15 protein-coding genes are annotated in these 15,599 nt (G+C 72.2%); 7 read left to right on the plus strand and 8 right to left on the minus strand.

The window, feature by feature from the left end:
• Positions 1–191: 191 nt before the first annotated feature.
• A complete protein-coding gene (locus L2C96_RS39780; RefSeq protein ID WP_020416328.1) occupies positions 192–1,025 on the minus strand; it encodes a helix-turn-helix transcriptional regulator in 834 nt (277 codons plus the stop codon).
• Positions 1,026–1,125: 100 nt separating this feature from the next.
• Here L2C96_RS39780 and L2C96_RS39785 point away from each other — a divergent pair, with 100 nt between their 5' ends.
• The 3 genes from L2C96_RS39785 to L2C96_RS39795 are packed head-to-tail and all read left to right on the plus strand — an operon-like array spanning position 1,126 to position 3,977.
• Entirely contained in the window at positions 1,126–2,538 is a 1,413-nt protein-coding gene (locus L2C96_RS39785) for an MFS transporter (protein WP_237339784.1), read from the plus strand.
• Positions 2,539–2,590: 52 nt separating this feature from the next.
• A complete protein-coding gene (locus L2C96_RS39790; RefSeq protein ID WP_237339785.1) occupies positions 2,591–3,115 on the plus strand; it encodes an RNA polymerase sigma factor in 525 nt (174 codons plus the stop codon).
• Positions 3,108–3,977, plus strand: a complete 870-nt coding sequence (locus L2C96_RS39795; RefSeq protein WP_237339786.1) for a VOC family protein — start codon at positions 3,108–3,110, stop codon at positions 3,975–3,977. Before L2C96_RS39790 ends, L2C96_RS39795 begins: the two co-directional genes overlap by 8 nt.
• A gap of 154 nt (positions 3,978–4,131) precedes the next feature.
• Here the strand turns inward: L2C96_RS39795 and L2C96_RS39800 are convergent, their stop codons facing one another.
• Entirely contained in the window at positions 4,132–5,454 is a 1,323-nt protein-coding gene (locus tag L2C96_RS39800) for a UDP-glucose dehydrogenase family protein (RefSeq protein WP_237339787.1), read from the minus strand.
• A 158-nt stretch (positions 5,455–5,612) separates the two neighbouring features.
• On the opposite strand from L2C96_RS39800, the gene L2C96_RS39805 reads away from it, so the two are divergent.
• Positions 5,613–6,371: an SDR family NAD(P)-dependent oxidoreductase gene (locus L2C96_RS39805; RefSeq protein WP_020416323.1), complete on the plus strand. Its 759-nt coding sequence runs from the start codon at positions 5,613–5,615 to the stop codon at positions 6,369–6,371.
• Here the strand turns inward: L2C96_RS39805 and L2C96_RS39810 are convergent.
• Entirely contained in the window at positions 6,368–7,507 is a 1,140-nt protein-coding gene (locus tag L2C96_RS39810) for an erythromycin esterase family protein (RefSeq protein ID WP_237339788.1), read from the minus strand. The two genes, L2C96_RS39805 and L2C96_RS39810, sit on opposite strands and share 4 nt — an antisense overlap.
• A gap of 82 nt (positions 7,508–7,589) precedes the next feature.
• On the opposite strand from L2C96_RS39810, the gene L2C96_RS39815 reads away from it, so the two are divergent.
• Entirely contained in the window at positions 7,590–8,294 is a 705-nt protein-coding gene (locus L2C96_RS39815) for a TioE family transcriptional regulator (protein WP_237339789.1), read from the plus strand.
• A gap of 787 nt (positions 8,295–9,081) precedes the next feature.
• Here L2C96_RS39815 and L2C96_RS39820 read toward each other — a convergent pair.
• Positions 9,082–10,716, minus strand: coding sequence for a TM0106 family RecB-like putative nuclease (locus tag L2C96_RS39820; protein WP_020416320.1), 1,635 nt, complete (start codon positions 10,714–10,716; stop codon positions 9,082–9,084).
• 103 nt (positions 10,717–10,819) lie between these two features.
• Here L2C96_RS39820 and L2C96_RS39825 point away from each other — a divergent pair, with 103 nt between their 5' ends.
• Positions 10,820–11,284, plus strand: coding sequence for a DUF6474 family protein (locus tag L2C96_RS39825; protein WP_237339790.1), 465 nt, complete (start codon positions 10,820–10,822; stop codon positions 11,282–11,284).
• On the opposite strand, the gene L2C96_RS39830 is transcribed toward L2C96_RS39825, so the two are convergent.
• The 4 genes from L2C96_RS39830 to L2C96_RS39845 are packed head-to-tail and all read right to left on the minus strand — an operon-like array spanning position 11,285 to position 14,844.
• On the minus strand, positions 11,285–12,244 hold the full coding sequence (locus L2C96_RS39830) for a glycine betaine ABC transporter substrate-binding protein (RefSeq protein WP_020416318.1): 960 nt from the start codon (positions 12,242–12,244) through the stop codon (positions 11,285–11,287).
• A complete protein-coding gene (locus tag L2C96_RS39835; RefSeq protein ID WP_020416317.1) occupies positions 12,241–13,017 on the minus strand; it encodes an ABC transporter permease in 777 nt (258 codons plus the stop codon). The genes L2C96_RS39830 and L2C96_RS39835 overlap by 4 nt, the downstream gene beginning before the upstream one ends.
• A complete protein-coding gene (locus tag L2C96_RS39840; protein ID WP_237339802.1) occupies positions 13,014–14,159 on the minus strand; it encodes a betaine/proline/choline family ABC transporter ATP-binding protein in 1,146 nt (381 codons plus the stop codon). Before L2C96_RS39840 ends, L2C96_RS39835 begins: the two co-directional genes overlap by 4 nt.
• A 37-nt stretch (positions 14,160–14,196) precedes the next feature.
• Entirely contained in the window at positions 14,197–14,844 is a 648-nt protein-coding gene (locus L2C96_RS39845) for an ABC transporter permease (protein ID WP_020416315.1), read from the minus strand.
• Positions 14,845–15,032: 188 nt separating this feature from the next.
• On the opposite strand from L2C96_RS39845, the gene L2C96_RS39850 reads away from it, so the two are divergent.
• Positions 15,033–15,587, plus strand: a complete 555-nt coding sequence (locus L2C96_RS39850; RefSeq protein ID WP_372491317.1) for a hypothetical protein — start codon at positions 15,033–15,035, stop codon at positions 15,585–15,587.
• The last annotated feature ends 12 nt before the right edge of the window (positions 15,588–15,599 follow it).

The following is a 15,599-nucleotide window of genomic DNA, read 5'->3' on the forward strand; positions in this document are numbered from 1 at the left end:
CCAGCCCGCCCTCGACCCACGACCCGTCCTTGATCCCGTTGGACAGGTCCTGCGCCGACTCCAGAATCCCGATCCCCGTCACCCCGGTCGTCGTCGACACCGGCGCCGCGACCAGCGGGTTGCCCTCGGTCATCCGTCCCCCAATCTGCCCGGGGTACGACGCAACCAGCCCCTGGGCCGGTTCCGCAAGATCAGCGGGCGACGAGTTTCGCAGCCGTCTCGCTGTCGGCGGGGGTGTAGGTCGTCAGGCGGACCTCGGAGCGGCGGCCGAACCACAGGTGCGTGTAGTCGAAGCTCAACAGGCCCGCCTCGGGGTGCACGAAGCACTTCGTGAGGTTCCGCATCGGCTGGACGTCGTGCTGGTTCCAGATCGCCTCGAACTCCGGGGACTCCCGTCGCAGGCGTTTGACCAGCGCCTTCCAGCCCGGCTCTGCGACGTGCTCGGCCATCGACGCGCGGAACTGCGCCACCGAGCGCGGCAGGCCGTCCTCCCAGTCCCGCAGCCTCGCCCGCCACCGCGGGTTCGTGAAGGCCAGCAGCATCGAGTTGCGCTCCTCGACCGGCACGCTCCCGACGTCCATCAGCCAGTCGTAGGTGCGGTTGTAGGCGAGGATGTCGGTGCGCGCGTTCTGCACCGCCGCGGGGAAGGGCTCCAGCTGGTCGAGGATCGCCCGGATCTGCGGCGTGACGACCTTGCAGTCCTTCTCCATCGGCGGCTCGGGCGCGCCGGCGAGGGTGAACAGGTGGCTGCGCTCGTGCTGGTCGAGCTGCAGGGTCCGCGCGACCGCGGTGAGCACCTGCTCGGACGCGTGGATGTCGCGGCCCTGCTCCAGCCACGTGTACCAGGTGACCCCCACCCCGGCGAGCTGCGCGACCTCCTCGCGCCGCAGCCCAGGCGTGCGGCGGCGGCCGCCCGCGGGCAGGCCGACCTGCTCGGGCGAGATCCGTTCCCGTCGGCTGCGCAGGAACGCGGCCAGCTCGGCGCGGCGGATCTCGTCGGCGGACATGCGCACGGCGGTGGTCATGCTGCCAGCCTGGCACGCCACCGATCCTGTTACCAGGTAGTCCTGATACCTGGATCAACGCTATCTGGTACCAGGCTCCGCGGAAGCCCACGGTGGAACCATGACGACAACCCTGGCGCCGGCCGAGACCCGGCAGGCACTCACCCGCGGTGGGCTCGCCACCGTGCTCCTGGGGGCGGCGCTGGCGCCCATCGACCTGTACATCGTCAACGTCGCACTGCCCACGATCAATGCCGACCTGCACACGACCGCCGCCACGCTGGAGTGGATCGTCGCCGGTTACGGCCTCGCGTTCGCGCTCCTGCTGGTCGTCGGCGGGCGGCTGGGCGACGCGTTCGGCCACCGCCGCGTGTTCTCCCTCGGCCTGGCCGCGTTCACCCTGACCTCGCTGGTCTGCGGGCTCGCCCCGAACGCGGGCGTGCTGGTCGCGGCCCGTGTCGCCCAGGGCGCGGCGGCCGCGCTGGTGGTGCCGCAGGTGCTCTCGATCATCCAGGCCACCACCTCCGGCGAGCGGCGCTCCCGCACCATCGGCTACTACGGCGCCACCGGCGGCATCTCGATGGTCGTCGGCCAGCTGCTCGGCGGGGTCCTGGTGTCGGTCGACCTCGCCGGCGGCGGCTGGCGGCCGATCTTCCTGGTCAACGTGCCGATCGGGCTGCTCGGCCTGGTGCTGGCCCGCCGTCTGCTGCCGGACACCAGGGCGAACCACCCGCTGGGCGTGGACCTGCGGGGCACCGCCCTGCTCGGCCTGACCCTGCTCGCGCTGCTCGTGCCGCTGCTGGAGGGCCAGGCGCTCGACTGGCCGGCGTGGTGCTGGGCGCTGCTCGTCGCGGTCCCGTTCGGCGCGGCCGCGTTCGTCACCGTGGAACGCCGGCTCGAAGCGCGGGGCGCGACGCCGCTGCTGCCGCCGTCGCTGGCGCGGATGCCGAGCATGCGCCGCGGGCTCGCGGTCGGCGTGCCGTTCTTCGCCGGGTTCGGCGGGTTCCTGTTCGTCTACGCGCTCGTGCTGCAGGACGGCCTGCACCTGGGCCCGCTCGCGTCGGGTCTCGCGCTCACCCCGATGGCCGTCGCGTTCCTGGTGTTCTCGCTGCTCAGCAGCCGGTTCGTGGCCCGGCTCGGGCGGCACGTCATCGTGCTCGGCACGGCCGTGCAGGTGCTCGGGCTGCTCACCCTGATCGGCACCGTGCTGCTGGCCTGGCCGGACGTCACCGTCCTCGCCCTCGTCCCCGGCATGCTGGTGACCGGCGCCGGGCAGGGACTGGCCGGGCCGACGCTCTTCCGGGTCGTCCTGTCGCGGGTCCCGGCGGACAGCGCGGGCGCAGGCAGCGGGATGCTCACCACGACCCAGCAGAGCGCGCTCGCGCTGGGCGTCGCGACCATGGGCACGCTGTACGTCGCGCTGGCCGGGACGTGGGGCGCGCAGGACGCGTTGCTGCTGGTCACCGGCCTGCAGGCGACCGTGATGGCCGTCGCCGCGGTCGCCGCGCGGCGGTTGCCGGACCCGCGCGGCTGAAAATCCGCGCGAAGGGCGTCGGAGAACCGCTCCCCCGGGCGACGATGGGGGTGTGAGCGAACCGCGGGTACGACCGGACCCGGCCTTCGCGCTGCTCGACCTCTACGAGACGGCGCTGCCGGAGGTGTACGGCTACCTGCTCGCGCGCTGCGGTGACCGGGGCGTGGCCGAGGAGCTGACCTCGGAGACGTTCCTCGGCGCCGTCAGCGCGTGCCGGAACCCGGGAGCGCCGCCGGTGAGCACGCCGTGGCTCATCGGGGTGGCGCGGCACAAGCTGATCGACCACTGGCGGCGGCGGGAGCGCGAGGAACGCGGGCTGCGCGTGGTGCACGAGTCCGAGGCCGATTCGGTGGACCCGTGGGACGCCGAACTGGACGCCCTGCTGGCCCGCGAGGTGCTGGAGTCGCTGGGCGCGCACCACCGGGCCGCGCTGACGCTGCGGTACCTGGACGGTCTGCCGGTGCCGGAGGTCGCCCGCCTGATGGGCCGGACCGTGCACGCCACCGAAGCACTGCTGGTCCGGGCGCGATCCGCGTTCCGGGCCGCCTACCGGGAGAAGGAGGTGCGTGATGACTGATCCATTCGACGCACTCCGCGCCCCGGTCCAGCCGGTCGCCCCCGATCCGCGGTTCGCCGCCGAACTGCGCGAGCGCCTGCGTCGCGCTGTGTTGAACGGAGGAGAGATGCCCAGCACGGAAGCACCCGCACGGGCGGAACTGCACTCGCTGACCCCGTACCTCGCCGTGTCCGACGCGCGGCGGGCGCTGGACTTCTACGTCGAAGCGTTCGGCGCGCAACGCCGCGGCGACCCCATCGTGATGCCGGACGGCCGCATCGGGCACGCCGAACTGGCGATCGGCGACAGCGTCCTGATGTTGGCCGAGGAGTTCCCGGAGATCGGGCACGTCACGGCCGCGGGCGGGGCGAGCATCCGGATCGAGCTGTCCGATGTGGACGCCGCGGTGGCGCGCGCCGTCGAGCTGGGCGCGCAGGTGCTCGACCCGGTGTCCGACCGCGGGCACGGCCGGTCCGGCTCGATCCGCGACCCCTTCGGCCAGCGGTGGCTGCTGTCCCAGGCGCCGGTCCGCGCGAGCGGCCAGGACACCGCGCGGCACGGCCAGGCCATGTACTTCACCTTCCAGGTCCCGGACGACGAAGCCGCGAAAGCGTTCTACGGCAGCGTCCTCGGGTGGCAGTTCTCCCGCGGATCCGTCGAACGCGCCTGGGGTTTCGAGGGCCCAGGTCTGGAAGGCGGCCTGTGGGGCGGGCCGCGGCAGGTCGGCTGGAAGCTGATGTACGCGGTCGACGACGTGCACGCCGCGGTGGAGCGCGTGCGTGCGGCGGGCGGTCAGGTGACCGAAGTGGACCGCAAGCCGTATGGGCTCACGGCCGACTGCATCGACAACCAGGGCATCGAGTTCTGGCTCTGGCAGCCATGATCGGACTGACGATGGGCCGCCTTTCGTAGCGGTGCGGGTGGCGGAACCTCAGACGCCCCCTCGCTGTGGGATCGCCTCCTCATGAACGCCAGTTCACCACGTCGGCGCTGTCCTCGCGAGGGGACGTCTGAGAACCCGCGGCGGCGCAAGCTGCTCAGCCGGCAACACCCGACGGACTCGGCAGGGCGACGCGGGCCGGGCGGGGGCGGCCGAGGCCCACATAGGACAGTCCGGCGTCCGTGATGGTCCGCGGCTCCAGCAGGTTCCGCGTGTCCACCACCCCGTCGCCCTGCATCAGGTCCGCCACGTAGCCCCAGTCCAGCTTGGTGAACTCGGCCCACTCGGTGAGCACGACGATCGCGTCCGCGTCCTTGGCCACCTGGTACGGGTCGTCGACCACGGTCATGCCGGGCAGCGCCTCGCGCACCGCCGGGTCGTAGGCCGTCACCTCGGCGCCGTGCGCGGCGAGCATCGAGGTGACCGACAGGGCGGGCGAGTCGCGCAGGTCGTTGGTGCCCGCCTTGAACGCCAGGCCCAGCACGCCGATCCGGGCGGCGGCCAGGCTGCCGCCCACGGCGCCGGCGATCTTCGCGACGATCCGGTCCCGCTGCGCGATGTTCTCCACGATCGCCGCGGTGAGCAGCGAGAAGTCGAACCCGACGGACTCGGCGACCTGCACCAGCGCGTGCGTGTCCTTGGGCAGGCAGGAGCCGCCCCAGCCGGGGCCGGGCTTGAGGAACGACCGGCCGATGCGGCGGTCGTGGCCCATCCCCTCGGTCACCGACACGATGTCCGCGCCGAGCCGCTCGCACAGTTCGGCGATCGCGTTGACGTAGGACAGCTTCATCGCGAGGAAGCAGTTGGCCGCGTACTTGACCAGCTCCGCGCTGGCGGCGTCGGTGATGACGTTCGGCGCGGACAGGTCGCGGTAGAGGTCGGCGATGCGGCGCGCGGCGGCCTCGTCGTCGGAGCCGACGACGATCCGGTCCGGGTGCATGAAGTCGGCGACCGCGGTGCCCTCGCGCAGGAACTCGGGGTTCGCCACCACCGGCACGTCGTCGCGGCCGAGCAGGGCGCGGATGCGCTGGGCGGTGCCGACCGGGACGGTCGACTTGGTGACCACCGCGCACCCGGCCGGCAGGACGTCGGCGATCTCCGCGATCACCGCTTCGACGGCGCGGAGGTCGGCGGCGCCGCCCGCGCCCATCGGGGTCGGCACGCACAGGTAGACCGCGTCCGCTCCGGCGACCGCGGCGCGCGACCCGACCACGAACCGCAGCCTTCTCGCGGCGAGCCCGCGCGTGACCAGTTCCTCCAGGCCGGGCTCCAGGATGTCCACCCGTCCCGCGGCGAGCCGGGCCACCTTGACGTCGTCCACGTCCACGCAGGTCACCTGGTGTCCGAGGGCGGCGAGGCAGGCCCCGGTGGTCAGTCCGACGTATCCGGTGCCGATCACGACGATGCGAGCTCCGCTCATGCTGCCGACGGTGACAGCCGCAGTTGACCGCAGTCCTAACGGAAGTCGTCCGCGCCGGGTACGTCGCGCGACGGGTGAGGAGGGCCACGCCAGGCCGGGGAAAACGAGCGTTAACCTCGTGTGCAGAGCAGAGTGGCCGGCCACGGAAGGAACCGTTCATGCAGATCAAGGACACCGCCGCGATCGTCACAGGTGGTGCGTCGGGACTCGGTGGCGCGACGGCGAAGGCGCTCGCCGAGCGGGGCGCGCACGTGTTCGCGCTGGACCTCGCCGCCGGGATCGAGAAGGCGGAGAAGGTCGAGGGCATCACCTACGTCGAGGCCGATGTCACCGACGGTGACCAGGTAGCGGCCGCGGTGGAGCAGGCCGCGGGCGGGTCGGTGCCGCTGCGGGTCGTGGTGAACTGCGCCGGCATCGGGCCGTCCGCGCGGATCCTGTCCAAGAAGGGCAGGCACGACCTGAACCTGTTCCGCAAGGTCGTCGAGGTCAACCTGATCGGCACCTTCAACGTGACGACCCTGGCCGCCGAGGCGATCGCCAAGACCGAGCCCGTCGAGGACGGCGCCCGGGGTGTCGTCATCAACACCGCGTCGGTCGCCGCCTTCGACGGGCAGATCGGGCAGGTCGCCTACTCGGCGTCGAAGGGCGGTGTCGCCGGGATGACGCTGCCCGCGGCGCGCGACCTGGCCTCGCACGGCATCCGGGTCATGACGATCGCGCCGGGCATCATCGACACCCCGATGCTCGCGACGGTCTCCGACGAGTTCCGGGCCGGCCTGGCGGCGGGAGTGCCGTTCCCCAAGCGCCTCGGCCGGCCCGACGAGTACGCCCAGCTCGCGGTGAACATCGTGGAGCACGACTACCTCAACGGCGAGGTCATCCGCATGGACGGCTCGCTGCGAATGGCGCCGCGCTAGCCACGCAGCACCAGGGCCTGGGTGTCGGTCCCGGCGCTGACGTGCAGGATCGCGTCGGCGCCGTCGACCGTGGCCTGGTCCAGCGGGAAGTAGCCCTGCATGGGGTTGGTGTCGGTGCGCGTCTCCGCGGCAGGGAGTTCGCGCGCCGGCACCAGGCCCCACTCGCCGACCCGGCTCTGCAACCGGCCCTCGAACGTCTCCGGCCCGGGCTCGCCGAGGTCGATCGCCTTGCTGCTGCCCAGGCTGCCGACGATCAGCCGGTACCGATCGCCCACCAGCGACGAGACGATGGCGCCCGCACTGGACCAGTTCATGTCCATCGGGCCCAGCCGCATGTGGCTCTCGTTGCGCTGCAGGTGCCGGTTCTGGCCGAACACCAGGACCGGTCCGCGCTCGGCGTCCCGGATGTCGAGCAGGTTCTGGGCCATCATCGCGTCGCGGAACGCGCTCATCCGGGTCCAGCGGGCGCTGTCGTCGACCGGTTCCGCGGCCTGGCGGTGGTACCGCAGCAGGCCGAGGCCCGCGGTGAGGTGGATCCGCGCCCGGTCCCACCGCGCGCGGGAGGTCGCCGCGATCAGCATCGGCGCGCCGGCGTAGAGGGTGACCAGCATGTCGTCGGCGATCACGCGGAGCCGGTCCGCTTCGGGCGTGGCGCCGGGTGATTCGGTCGCCTTCAGCACCGCTTCCGTGCGGTTCCACCGCTCGTCGTCGCCGGTGAGGGCCGCGATGTCGTGGTCGAGGCCCAGGTAGTCCCGCGCGTGCTCCAGGTAGGTGCGCGGGCTGGGCGCGTTCATCATCTCGGTGGCGACGTCGAAGCCGTGGAAGGCGAGCGGCCGCTCGGCGGTCTCGTTGTACTCACGCATCCAGGTGATCAGCCGTCGGTTGTTGTCGAGCTCGCCGAAGCGGTGCGAGAAGCCCTCGCGCAGCACCGTGTCCAGGTCACCGACGCCGTGCTGGACGTACTCGTTCACCGCGAGCGCGGCGACGCGGTCGGTCTCCAGCGCGATCGCGGTGACCGCACCGGCCAGCTCCGCGAACAGTTCGTTGCGGATCAGGGCGAAGGCCGATTCCAGGTGGGCGGGCTCGCCGAAGGCCAGGAAGTCGACGTCCGGGGCGAGTAGTTCTCGAATGTCCATGAGACTCAATCGTATCGTTGAAAGAACGGTTGAGACTTTTGTTGGCTTGGTCTTGGTGGAAGTGCGCTAAAGTCTCCAACCGGTGGTCACCTTGAAACCGGCGGATCTCGCGCGCGAGCACGGCATCTCGACGCAGGCGGTGCGCAACTACGAGCGCGACGGCTTCCTCCCGCGCGCCGACCGCACGCCCAGCGGGTACCGGGTCTACACGGAGGTGCACGCCGCGGCGCTGCGGGCGTTCCTCGCTCTCGTCCGGGCCTACGGGCACGCGATGGCCGGGCAGATCATGAACGCGCTGAACGAGGGCAGGCTCGACCACGCGCTGACGCTCGTCGACCGCGGGCACGCCCAGCTGTTGCGCGACCGCGAGACGCTGGACTCGGTGCGCAAGGCGGTCGGCCACCTGACCGAAGCCCCGCCCGTGTCGGAAGGGCCGGCGCGGACGATCGGCGAACTCGCGCGGAGGCTGCGCGTCACGCCGGCGACGCTGCGCAAGTGGGAGGAGGCGGGCATCGTCGTGCCCACCCGCGACCCGGCGACCGGCTACCGCCTCTACCAGCCCACCGACGTCCGCGACGCGGAACTCGCGCACCTGCTCCGCCGCGGCGGCTACCTGCTGGAGCACATCGCGGAGGTGGTGCGGCAGATCCGGGCCGCGGGTGGGACGGAGGCGCTGGCCGGCACTTTGACGGCGTGGCAGGGGAAGCTGACCGCGCAGGGAGTGGCGATGTTGGAGGCCGCCACGCAGCTGAGCGCCTACCTCCGCGTGGCCGAGGCTTCCGGCTGACGGGCGCGCGGTGGGGATGGGCAGCGTGGGTAGGCAGGCCGCCGCCCGGGGGCAGGCCGGTAGGCGAAGGTCAGGATGGCGCGGCCAGGCAGGCCCGTGAGCCGAGACCCGGGCGGCACAGCCCGGACAGGGCCCGCGAGCCGAGGCCGGGATCGCGCGGTGGGGATGGCGCAGCGCGGGTAGGCGAGGCCGCAAGCCCAGCCGACGGCCGCGGGGCAGGCCGGTAGGCGAAGGCCAGGATGGCGCGGCCCGGCAGGCAAGCCCCCAAGCGGAGGCCGGGACGGCGCGGCCCCGCAGGCCTGCGAACGGAGACCGGGACGGCGCAGCCCGGCCAGGCAGGCACGCGAGCCGAGACCCGGCGGCCCAGACCGGGCCCGCGAGCCGAGGCCGGGATCGCGCGGTGGGGACGGCACAGCCCAGGCTAACAGACCCGTGAGCCGAGACCCGGGCAGCACAGCCCAGACCGGGCCCACGAGCCGAAACCCGGATCGCACGGCGCGGATGGCACAGCCCAGGCAAACAGACCCGCGAGCCGAGACCCAGGCAGCACAGCCCAGACCGGGCCCACGAGCCGAAACCGGGATCGCACGGTGGGGACGGCACAGCCCAGACCGGGCCCACGAGCCGAGACCCGGATCGCACGGCGGGGACGGCGCAGCCGGGGCAGGCAGGGCCGCCATGCCGAGCCAACGGCCTCCCGGCAGTGCGCGGTCAGTGGCGCCCCAGCGTCCGCAGGCGCGCCACCACCAGGGGAAGCGCCACCAGGCGGCGCCTACCGCCCAATGACCTACAGGTCGCCCATGAACGGGATGCCGTTCGCGGTCGTGGTCATCCACTCGCGCAGGGCGTGCGTGGCTCGCACGTCGTCCTCGTTGTAGCGCAGCAGTCGGTCGCGCTGGGTCAGGTCCGGCTCGCCGCCGTCCATGCCGACCGCCTGGCGGTACCAGCGCATCGACGCCTCGCCGCCTGCTTCCGGGTCGCGCCAGGTGAAGCCGGCCACCGGGGCCACCACCTTCAGCCCCTTGCCGCGCGAGCACAGGAACTGGTCGGACACGCTGCGGAACAGGTCCACCCACTCGTCCGAGTCCACAAAGGACTGGATCTCCGCCTTGGCAGGCATGCCGGGGTGGTCGCCGAACCGCTCGACCGACCCGAAGAGCCAGCGGTTCTCGGCCATCGCGTTGTAGCAGTAGGCCCGGAACGTCAGGCCCGCGGCGAGGGTCCGTTCCCGGACCTCCCGCAGCCAGGTCCAGAACTCCGTGAACGACCGCGCCTCGTCCCCGGTCGGCAGCGGCTGCCAGGTCACGAACGCGCGGTAGCCCTGCTCGATCCCGATGTCCGCGCCGCTGAGCAGGCAGCCCCACAGGTAGGCGCCGGACTCGCCGAAGGACTCCATGTCGATGTCGACCTCGACGTCCGCCCGCGCCACCTCGACCTCGCGGACGCGGCGCACCATCGTCAGGTCCGCCAGCCACGCCCTCGCCAGCGCGACCGCGTCGGCGAACGGCCCGGACGTCCAGATGATCGGCGGCTCGTCGTCCGGGTCCAGCGCGGCGAGCTTGTCCACTGTGGAAACCCCGGCGCGGCGCAGCTCCATCGCGTCCTCACCGCGCACGACCAGGCTCACGTCCCGCATCGCGGTCAGCTCCGCCTCGCACGTCGGCCACCACGGGCAGGTGCGGCACTCCAGCACACGGGACGGCTCGGCCAGCGCGGGGCCACCGCTGCGGGCCGCCTCGGCGATCGCCAGCCGGTCGGCGAAGCGCGTGTCGTACTCGGTCAGCGCCGTGCGGCCGTTCGGCCAGGTCGCGGCGGACAGGTCGTGCCACAGCACCACGTCGGCGTCCAGGCCGATGACACCGCCGACCAGCCGGGCGGACGCCACGCCGTGCGCCTCCAGCATGCGGCGCAGGTGGGCCAGCCGCATCTGGTCGCGCGGGTGCGAGCGGACCCGGCGCGCCGGGTCGGGGATCGCGTGCCGCGGGTCGAGGTCGTGCGGCGGCGTGGTGACCGCGCCCGCGCCCGGGTCGGTGATGCGGTGGCGCACCACCAGCACCGGCAGGTACCCGCCCTCGGCGCGGACCAGCAGCTCGGACCCGCCGCGGCGGTGGCCGGCCCGGTCGGCGGGCAGCAGCGCGCCCCAGATGTAGTCGGCGCCCTGCGCCATCGCCTGCTGGGTCGCGGCGGCCCGCTCCGGCGGCGGCAGCTCACGGTCGACGACCACCCAGCTCGCGCCCTGGTTGGCCGCGATCAGCCGGTCGCGGATCTCGGCGCGGTGCGCGGCCGCGTCGGCGATGCGCTGCTCGGCCGACGGGTCCGGCGGGGCCAGCGGCACCTCGCGCATCGCCGGGTCGTGTTCGAGGTGCACGCGACGACGGCAGCGGCTCACCGCGCCGGCCTCGAGCAGCACCTCAGGTTCCATGACACCTACTTTAGAGAGGACCACCGACAGTTCCGCGCCGAGTGTGACCGGCGCATTACGTGTCGGACATGCTCCGGCTTGTGCGTGCCGCTACATTCAGCCCATGGCTCGCAAGAAGACCAAGATGCCGGCCGAGACGGGCATCACGCCGAAGAAGGCCAAGAACGCGGTCGCCGTGGCGAAGATCGTGGTGCCCGCGGTGGCACCCGCGCTGGCACCGCTCGCGGTCAAGGCGGCGAGCGCGGTCCGCGACGCCTACGACCACTACCAGGCGCGGCGCCTCGGCGTGCCGATCGACCGGCTGTCGGAGTTCACCGGCCGCGGCGCGCACCTGCTGGCGCGCATCGCCGGCACGTCCGAGGCGCTGGCCGAGGTGCGCAAGGCCGAACGCGCGAGCGACGACGACGTCCGCTTCGCGAAGGACTCGCAGGCGACGCTCGAACAGCTGACCGCCGCGGTACGGGCCGCCGAGCGGATGCCCGGCACGCGTCGCAAGGCCGCGCACCAGGCGGTGACGGCCGAGCTGGAGCGGATCGAGGGCCAGCTGCTCAAGCGCCTCGGCGTCTAGCTACTGGATGAAGCCCTTCGCGACCATCCAGTCGCGGGCGACCTCACCGGCGTCGCGGCCGTCGACGTCGACCTGCTTGCACAACTCGATCATCTGCTGGTTGTCCAGCGCCTTCGCGACGGGTTCCAGCACCCCGCGCACCGCCGGGTGCGCGTCCAGGAACTCCTTCTTCATCGTGACCGCCGCGTTGTACTGCGGGAAGAACCGCTTGTCGTCGGCCAGGACGCGGAGGTTCAGGCCGGCGATGCGGCCGTCGGTCGTGAAGATCTCGCCGAAGTTGCAGGTGCCGCTGGCCACCGCGGAGTAGATCGCGCCCGTGCCGAACGTCTTCACCTCCGTGGTCGGGAAGCCGTAGGTCCGCTGCACGCCCGGCATCCCGTCCTGACGGCTCGCGAACTCCGTCTCCACGCAGAAGATCGCCTGTTCCGGGTGCTGCTTCAGGAACTCCGTCATGTCCGAATTGGACCGCAGGTTGTGCTGCCGCGCGTAGGCCTCCGTGGTGGCGAACGCGTAGGTGTCGTTCACCGGCGAGTAGTCCAGCCAGGTGATGCCGAACTGCGCCTCGTCGGCCGCCTTCGCCGCGTCGAACTGGGCCTTCTCGTCCGGGATCGGCTCGGTGTTGCCCTGGTAGGAGATCCACGCGGTGCCGGTGTACTCCCACGAGATGTCGATCTGCCCGTTGATCAGCGCCTGCCGCGCGGAGTTCGACCCGCTGATGTTCGTCAGGTCGGTGATGTCCGCACCGGCCGCCGACAACGCCAGCTCGGCCATGTAACCCAGGATGATGTTCTCGGTGAAGTCCTTCGACCCCACCGCGATGTCCACGCCCTCCAGGCTCGGCACCGGCCGGATCGACCCGGGCTTCACGTCGTACGGCAGCGCCGCGTTGACGTCCAGGCCGCACGCGGTGAGCGAGGTCGTCAGCAGCGCCGCGCCGAGAATCGCCTTGAACCGCTTCACGCCAGCCCCCTCGGTCCGAAGACGCGTTCCATGACCGCGCCCAGCCAGTCGATCAGCAGCGCGAGGCCGACCGCCAGGATCGCGCCGGTGACCAGCACGGGAACGCGGTTGAGCTTGTACCCGGTGTCGATCAGCTCGCCGAGCCCGCCGCCGTTCACGAAGAACGCCAGCGTCGCCGTGCCGACCGCGAGCACCAGCGACGTCCGGAGCCCGGCCAGGATCAGCGGCACCGCCAGCGGCAGCTCGATCCGGAACAGCACCGCGCGGCCGGACATGCCGATGCCGCGGCCGGCGTCGATCAGCGCCGGGTCGACCGAGTTGATGCCGACGATCGTGTTCCGCAGCACCGGGAGCAGCGAGTAGAACGCGATCGGCAGCACCGCGACCCAGAACCCGTCCCACTGCGTCCACAGGAAGAACAACACGATCACGCCGAGCGCGGGCGCGGCCTGCCCGATGTTCGCGATCGTCAGGAACACCGGCGCGACCGGCCGCGCCCAGGAGCGGGTGAGCACCGCGCCGAGCGGCACCGCGACGCCGACCACGATGACCGCGACCGCGACCGTGATCAGCAAGTGCTGCCACGTGGCCTCCAGCAGCCGGGCGGCGTTCAGGTTCTGCGCCTCGATGGCGTCGTTGTCCCGCAGCAGCGCCCAGGCCACGACCGCGGCGACGACCACCACGACCACCGCGGGCTGCACCAGCAGCCGCGCCCGTTCCGCGCGGCGAGAGCCGGATTCGGTGGTGAACCCCTTGTCGACGGCTGTGGTCACGCCGGCCCCCCGTCGTCGGAGTGCTCCTCGCGCAGCCGCTGGATCGTGCCCATCACGGTGTCCAGCTCGATCATCCCGGCGTACTCGCCGCGCGCCCCGGTGACCGGCACGCCGCCGCCCTCGACGAGCATCGCCTCCAGCGCGTCCTGCAGCGTCGACTGCAGGCTCACGTAGTCGCCGATCGGCTTGCCGACCCCCTCCAGCGAGGTCGCGCTGCCCAGGTCGCGGACGTGCACCCAGCGGACCGGGCGGCGGCGGTGGTCCAGCACCAGCGCGTACGTGCGGCGCTGCTCGGTCATCTGCCGCCGCAGCTCGGCGGGCGAATCGCCGATCGTCGCGGTCACCGTGTCCTGCTTCAGCTCGACGTCGCGCACCCGCAGCAGGGTGAGCTGCTTGAGCGAGGCGCCCGCGCCGACGAACCCGGCGACCGTGTCGTCGGCCGGGTTGGCCAGGATCGCGTCCGGGGTGTCGTACTGCAGGATCTTCGACTGGTTGCCGAGCACCGCGATCTTGTCGCCGAGCTTCACGGCCTCGTCGAAGTCGTGGGTCACGAACACGATCGTCTTGCCCAGTTCGGACTGCAGCCGCAGCAGCTCGTCCTGCAGGTTGCCGCGGGTGATGGGGTCGACCGCGCCGAACGGCTCGTCCATCAGCAGCACCGGCGGGTCGGCGGCGAGCGCGCGGGCCACGCCGACGCGCTGCTGCTGGCCGCCGGAGAGCTGGCGCGGGAACCGGTCGTGGAACTGGGCCGGGTCGAGCCCGACCAGGTCGAGCATCTCGTCGACGCGGTCGGCGATCTTCTTCTTGTCCCAGCCGAGCAGCCCGGGCACGACCGCGACGTTCTCCGCCACCGTGAAGTGCGGGAACAGCCCGGCCTGCTGGATCGCGTAGCCGACCTTGCGGCGCAGGCGGTCCGGGTTGAGGCTCAGCGCGTCCTCACCGCCGATGGTGATCCGGCCGGACGTCGGCTCGATCAGCCGGTTGATCATCCGCATCGTGGTCGTCTTGCCGCAGCCGGACGGGCCGACCAGGATCACGATCTTCCCAGCCGGGATCGTCATGGTGACGTCGTCGACCGCGGGCTGGCGCGAGCCGGGGTAGCGCTTGGTGACGTGCTCCAGCTGGATCTCGACGCCGGACACCGCGCCGGATTCGGCCTGTGCGGGAGATTCGATGGTTTCAGACACGGACACCCCTGGGAACGGTGAAGCGGGAGATCAGGACGTAGATGCCGTCGAGGATCAGCGCGAGGACCACCACGCCGATCGTGCCGGTGAGGGCCTGGCTCATGGAGTTGGTGCTGCCGGCGTTGGTCAGCCCGGCGAACACCTCGGACCCCAGCCCCGGCCCCTTGGCGTAGGCGGCGATCACCGCGATGCCCATCAGCATCTGGGTCGCCACGCGCATGCCGGCCAGGATCGCGGGCCAGGCCAGGCGCAGCTCGACGCGCGTGAGCACGCCGAACCGGCTCATCCCGATGCCCTTGGCCGCGTCGGTGACCGCGGGGTCGACCCCGCTCAGCCCGACGATGGTGTTGCGCACGATCGGCAGCAGCGCGTACAGCACGAGCGGGATCACGCTGGGCGCGACGCCGAGCCCGACGACCGGGATCAGCAGCCCGATCAGCGCGAACGACGGGATGGTGAGGACCGTGCTGGCCAGCGCGGTGGCCAGGGCCGATCCGATGGGGCTGCGGTAGACCGCGACGCCGATCAGCACCCCGATGACGGCGGCGATGATCGTGCACTGCACCACGGCGCTCACGTGGAGCCAGGCCTGCAGCCCGAGCCTGCTCCACCGATCGGCCACGTATTCGAACAGGTTCATCCCCGGTGGCCGCCTCCTCCCGGTTCGTCGTTCACTCGTCCGGCCTACCCACCGTTGCCGAAAAACGTGAAAGTCTCAACTACCGACACCGGGTGACGGTCCATTGAGCACCGATTTCCGGACCGCTCCCAGCGTTCACCACCCGGGACGCCGTCGCATGATCATTCCCGGTCTCCTACCCTGGATCGGTGAGCAAGCGACCCCAGCGACACGGAGCGTCACGCACCGTGCGCGGCGTCCTGCTCGCGCTCACCTCCGGCGGCCTGGCCGTCAGCGCGCACGCGCTCGCCCACGGCGGCCTGCCGGACACCGCGCTGACGCTGCTGCTCGTCCTGCTCGTCGGCTGGACCGGCACCGCGCTGGCCGACCGCACCCGCGGCCCGGTCGGCGTGCTCGCCGTCCTCGGCGCGGCCCAGCTGCTGATGCACGTCGTGCTCGACGAGCTGATGCCGCACGCCGGCGACATGCCCGGCGCGATGTTCGCCGCCCACGCGGGCGCGACCGTCGTGACCGGACTGCTGCTGGCGCACGCCGAAGCGCTGCTGGACGTCGCCGCCGCGCGGTTGTCACTGCTGCTCCCGGTCCTGTTCGGACCGCTCCCGCCGCCGGTCCCGCTGCCCGTCGCGCCCGCTCCGGCGCCGGGCGTGCCGCAGGTGCGGGTGCTGTTGAGCCGGATGCACGCGAGGCGAGGCCCGCCCGCGCGCCCGGCGCACCACACCCTTCACCTCAGCGCAGCGCGCTGACCCACTCACTTC

Origin of the sequence: Amycolatopsis tucumanensis, from assembly GCF_021654135.1 — a bacterium.
Taxonomy (GTDB): Bacteria; Actinomycetota; Actinomycetes; order Mycobacteriales; family Pseudonocardiaceae; genus Amycolatopsis_E; species Amycolatopsis_E tucumanensis.

Bases quoted from the DNA above. Each gene is read 5' to 3' on its own strand.
- L2C96_RS39795 (WP_237339786.1), top strand. From the start codon at position 3,108: ATGACTGATCCATTCGACGCACTCCGCGCCCCGGTCCAGCCGGTCGCC.
- L2C96_RS39805 (WP_020416323.1), top strand. From the start codon at position 5,613: ATGCAGATCAAGGACACCGCCGCGATCGTCACAGGTGGTGCGTCGGGA.
- L2C96_RS39800 (WP_237339787.1), bottom strand. From the start codon at position 5,454: ATGAGCGGAGCTCGCATCGTCGTGATCGGCACCGGATACGTCGGACTG.
- L2C96_RS39780 (WP_020416328.1), bottom strand. From the start codon at position 1,025: ATGACCACCGCCGTGCGCATGTCCGCCGACGAGATCCGCCGCGCCGAG.
- L2C96_RS39810 (WP_237339788.1), bottom strand. From the start codon at position 7,507: ATGGACATTCGAGAACTACTCGCCCCGGACGTCGACTTCCTGGCCTTC.
- L2C96_RS39845 (WP_020416315.1), bottom strand. From the start codon at position 14,844: ATGAACCTGTTCGAATACGTGGCCGATCGGTGGAGCAGGCTCGGGCTG.
- L2C96_RS39825 (WP_237339790.1), top strand. From the start codon at position 10,820: ATGGCTCGCAAGAAGACCAAGATGCCGGCCGAGACGGGCATCACGCCG.
- L2C96_RS39785 (WP_237339784.1), top strand. From the start codon at position 1,126: ATGACGACAACCCTGGCGCCGGCCGAGACCCGGCAGGCACTCACCCGC.
- L2C96_RS39820 (WP_020416320.1), bottom strand. From the start codon at position 10,716: ATGGAACCTGAGGTGCTGCTCGAGGCCGGCGCGGTGAGCCGCTGCCGT.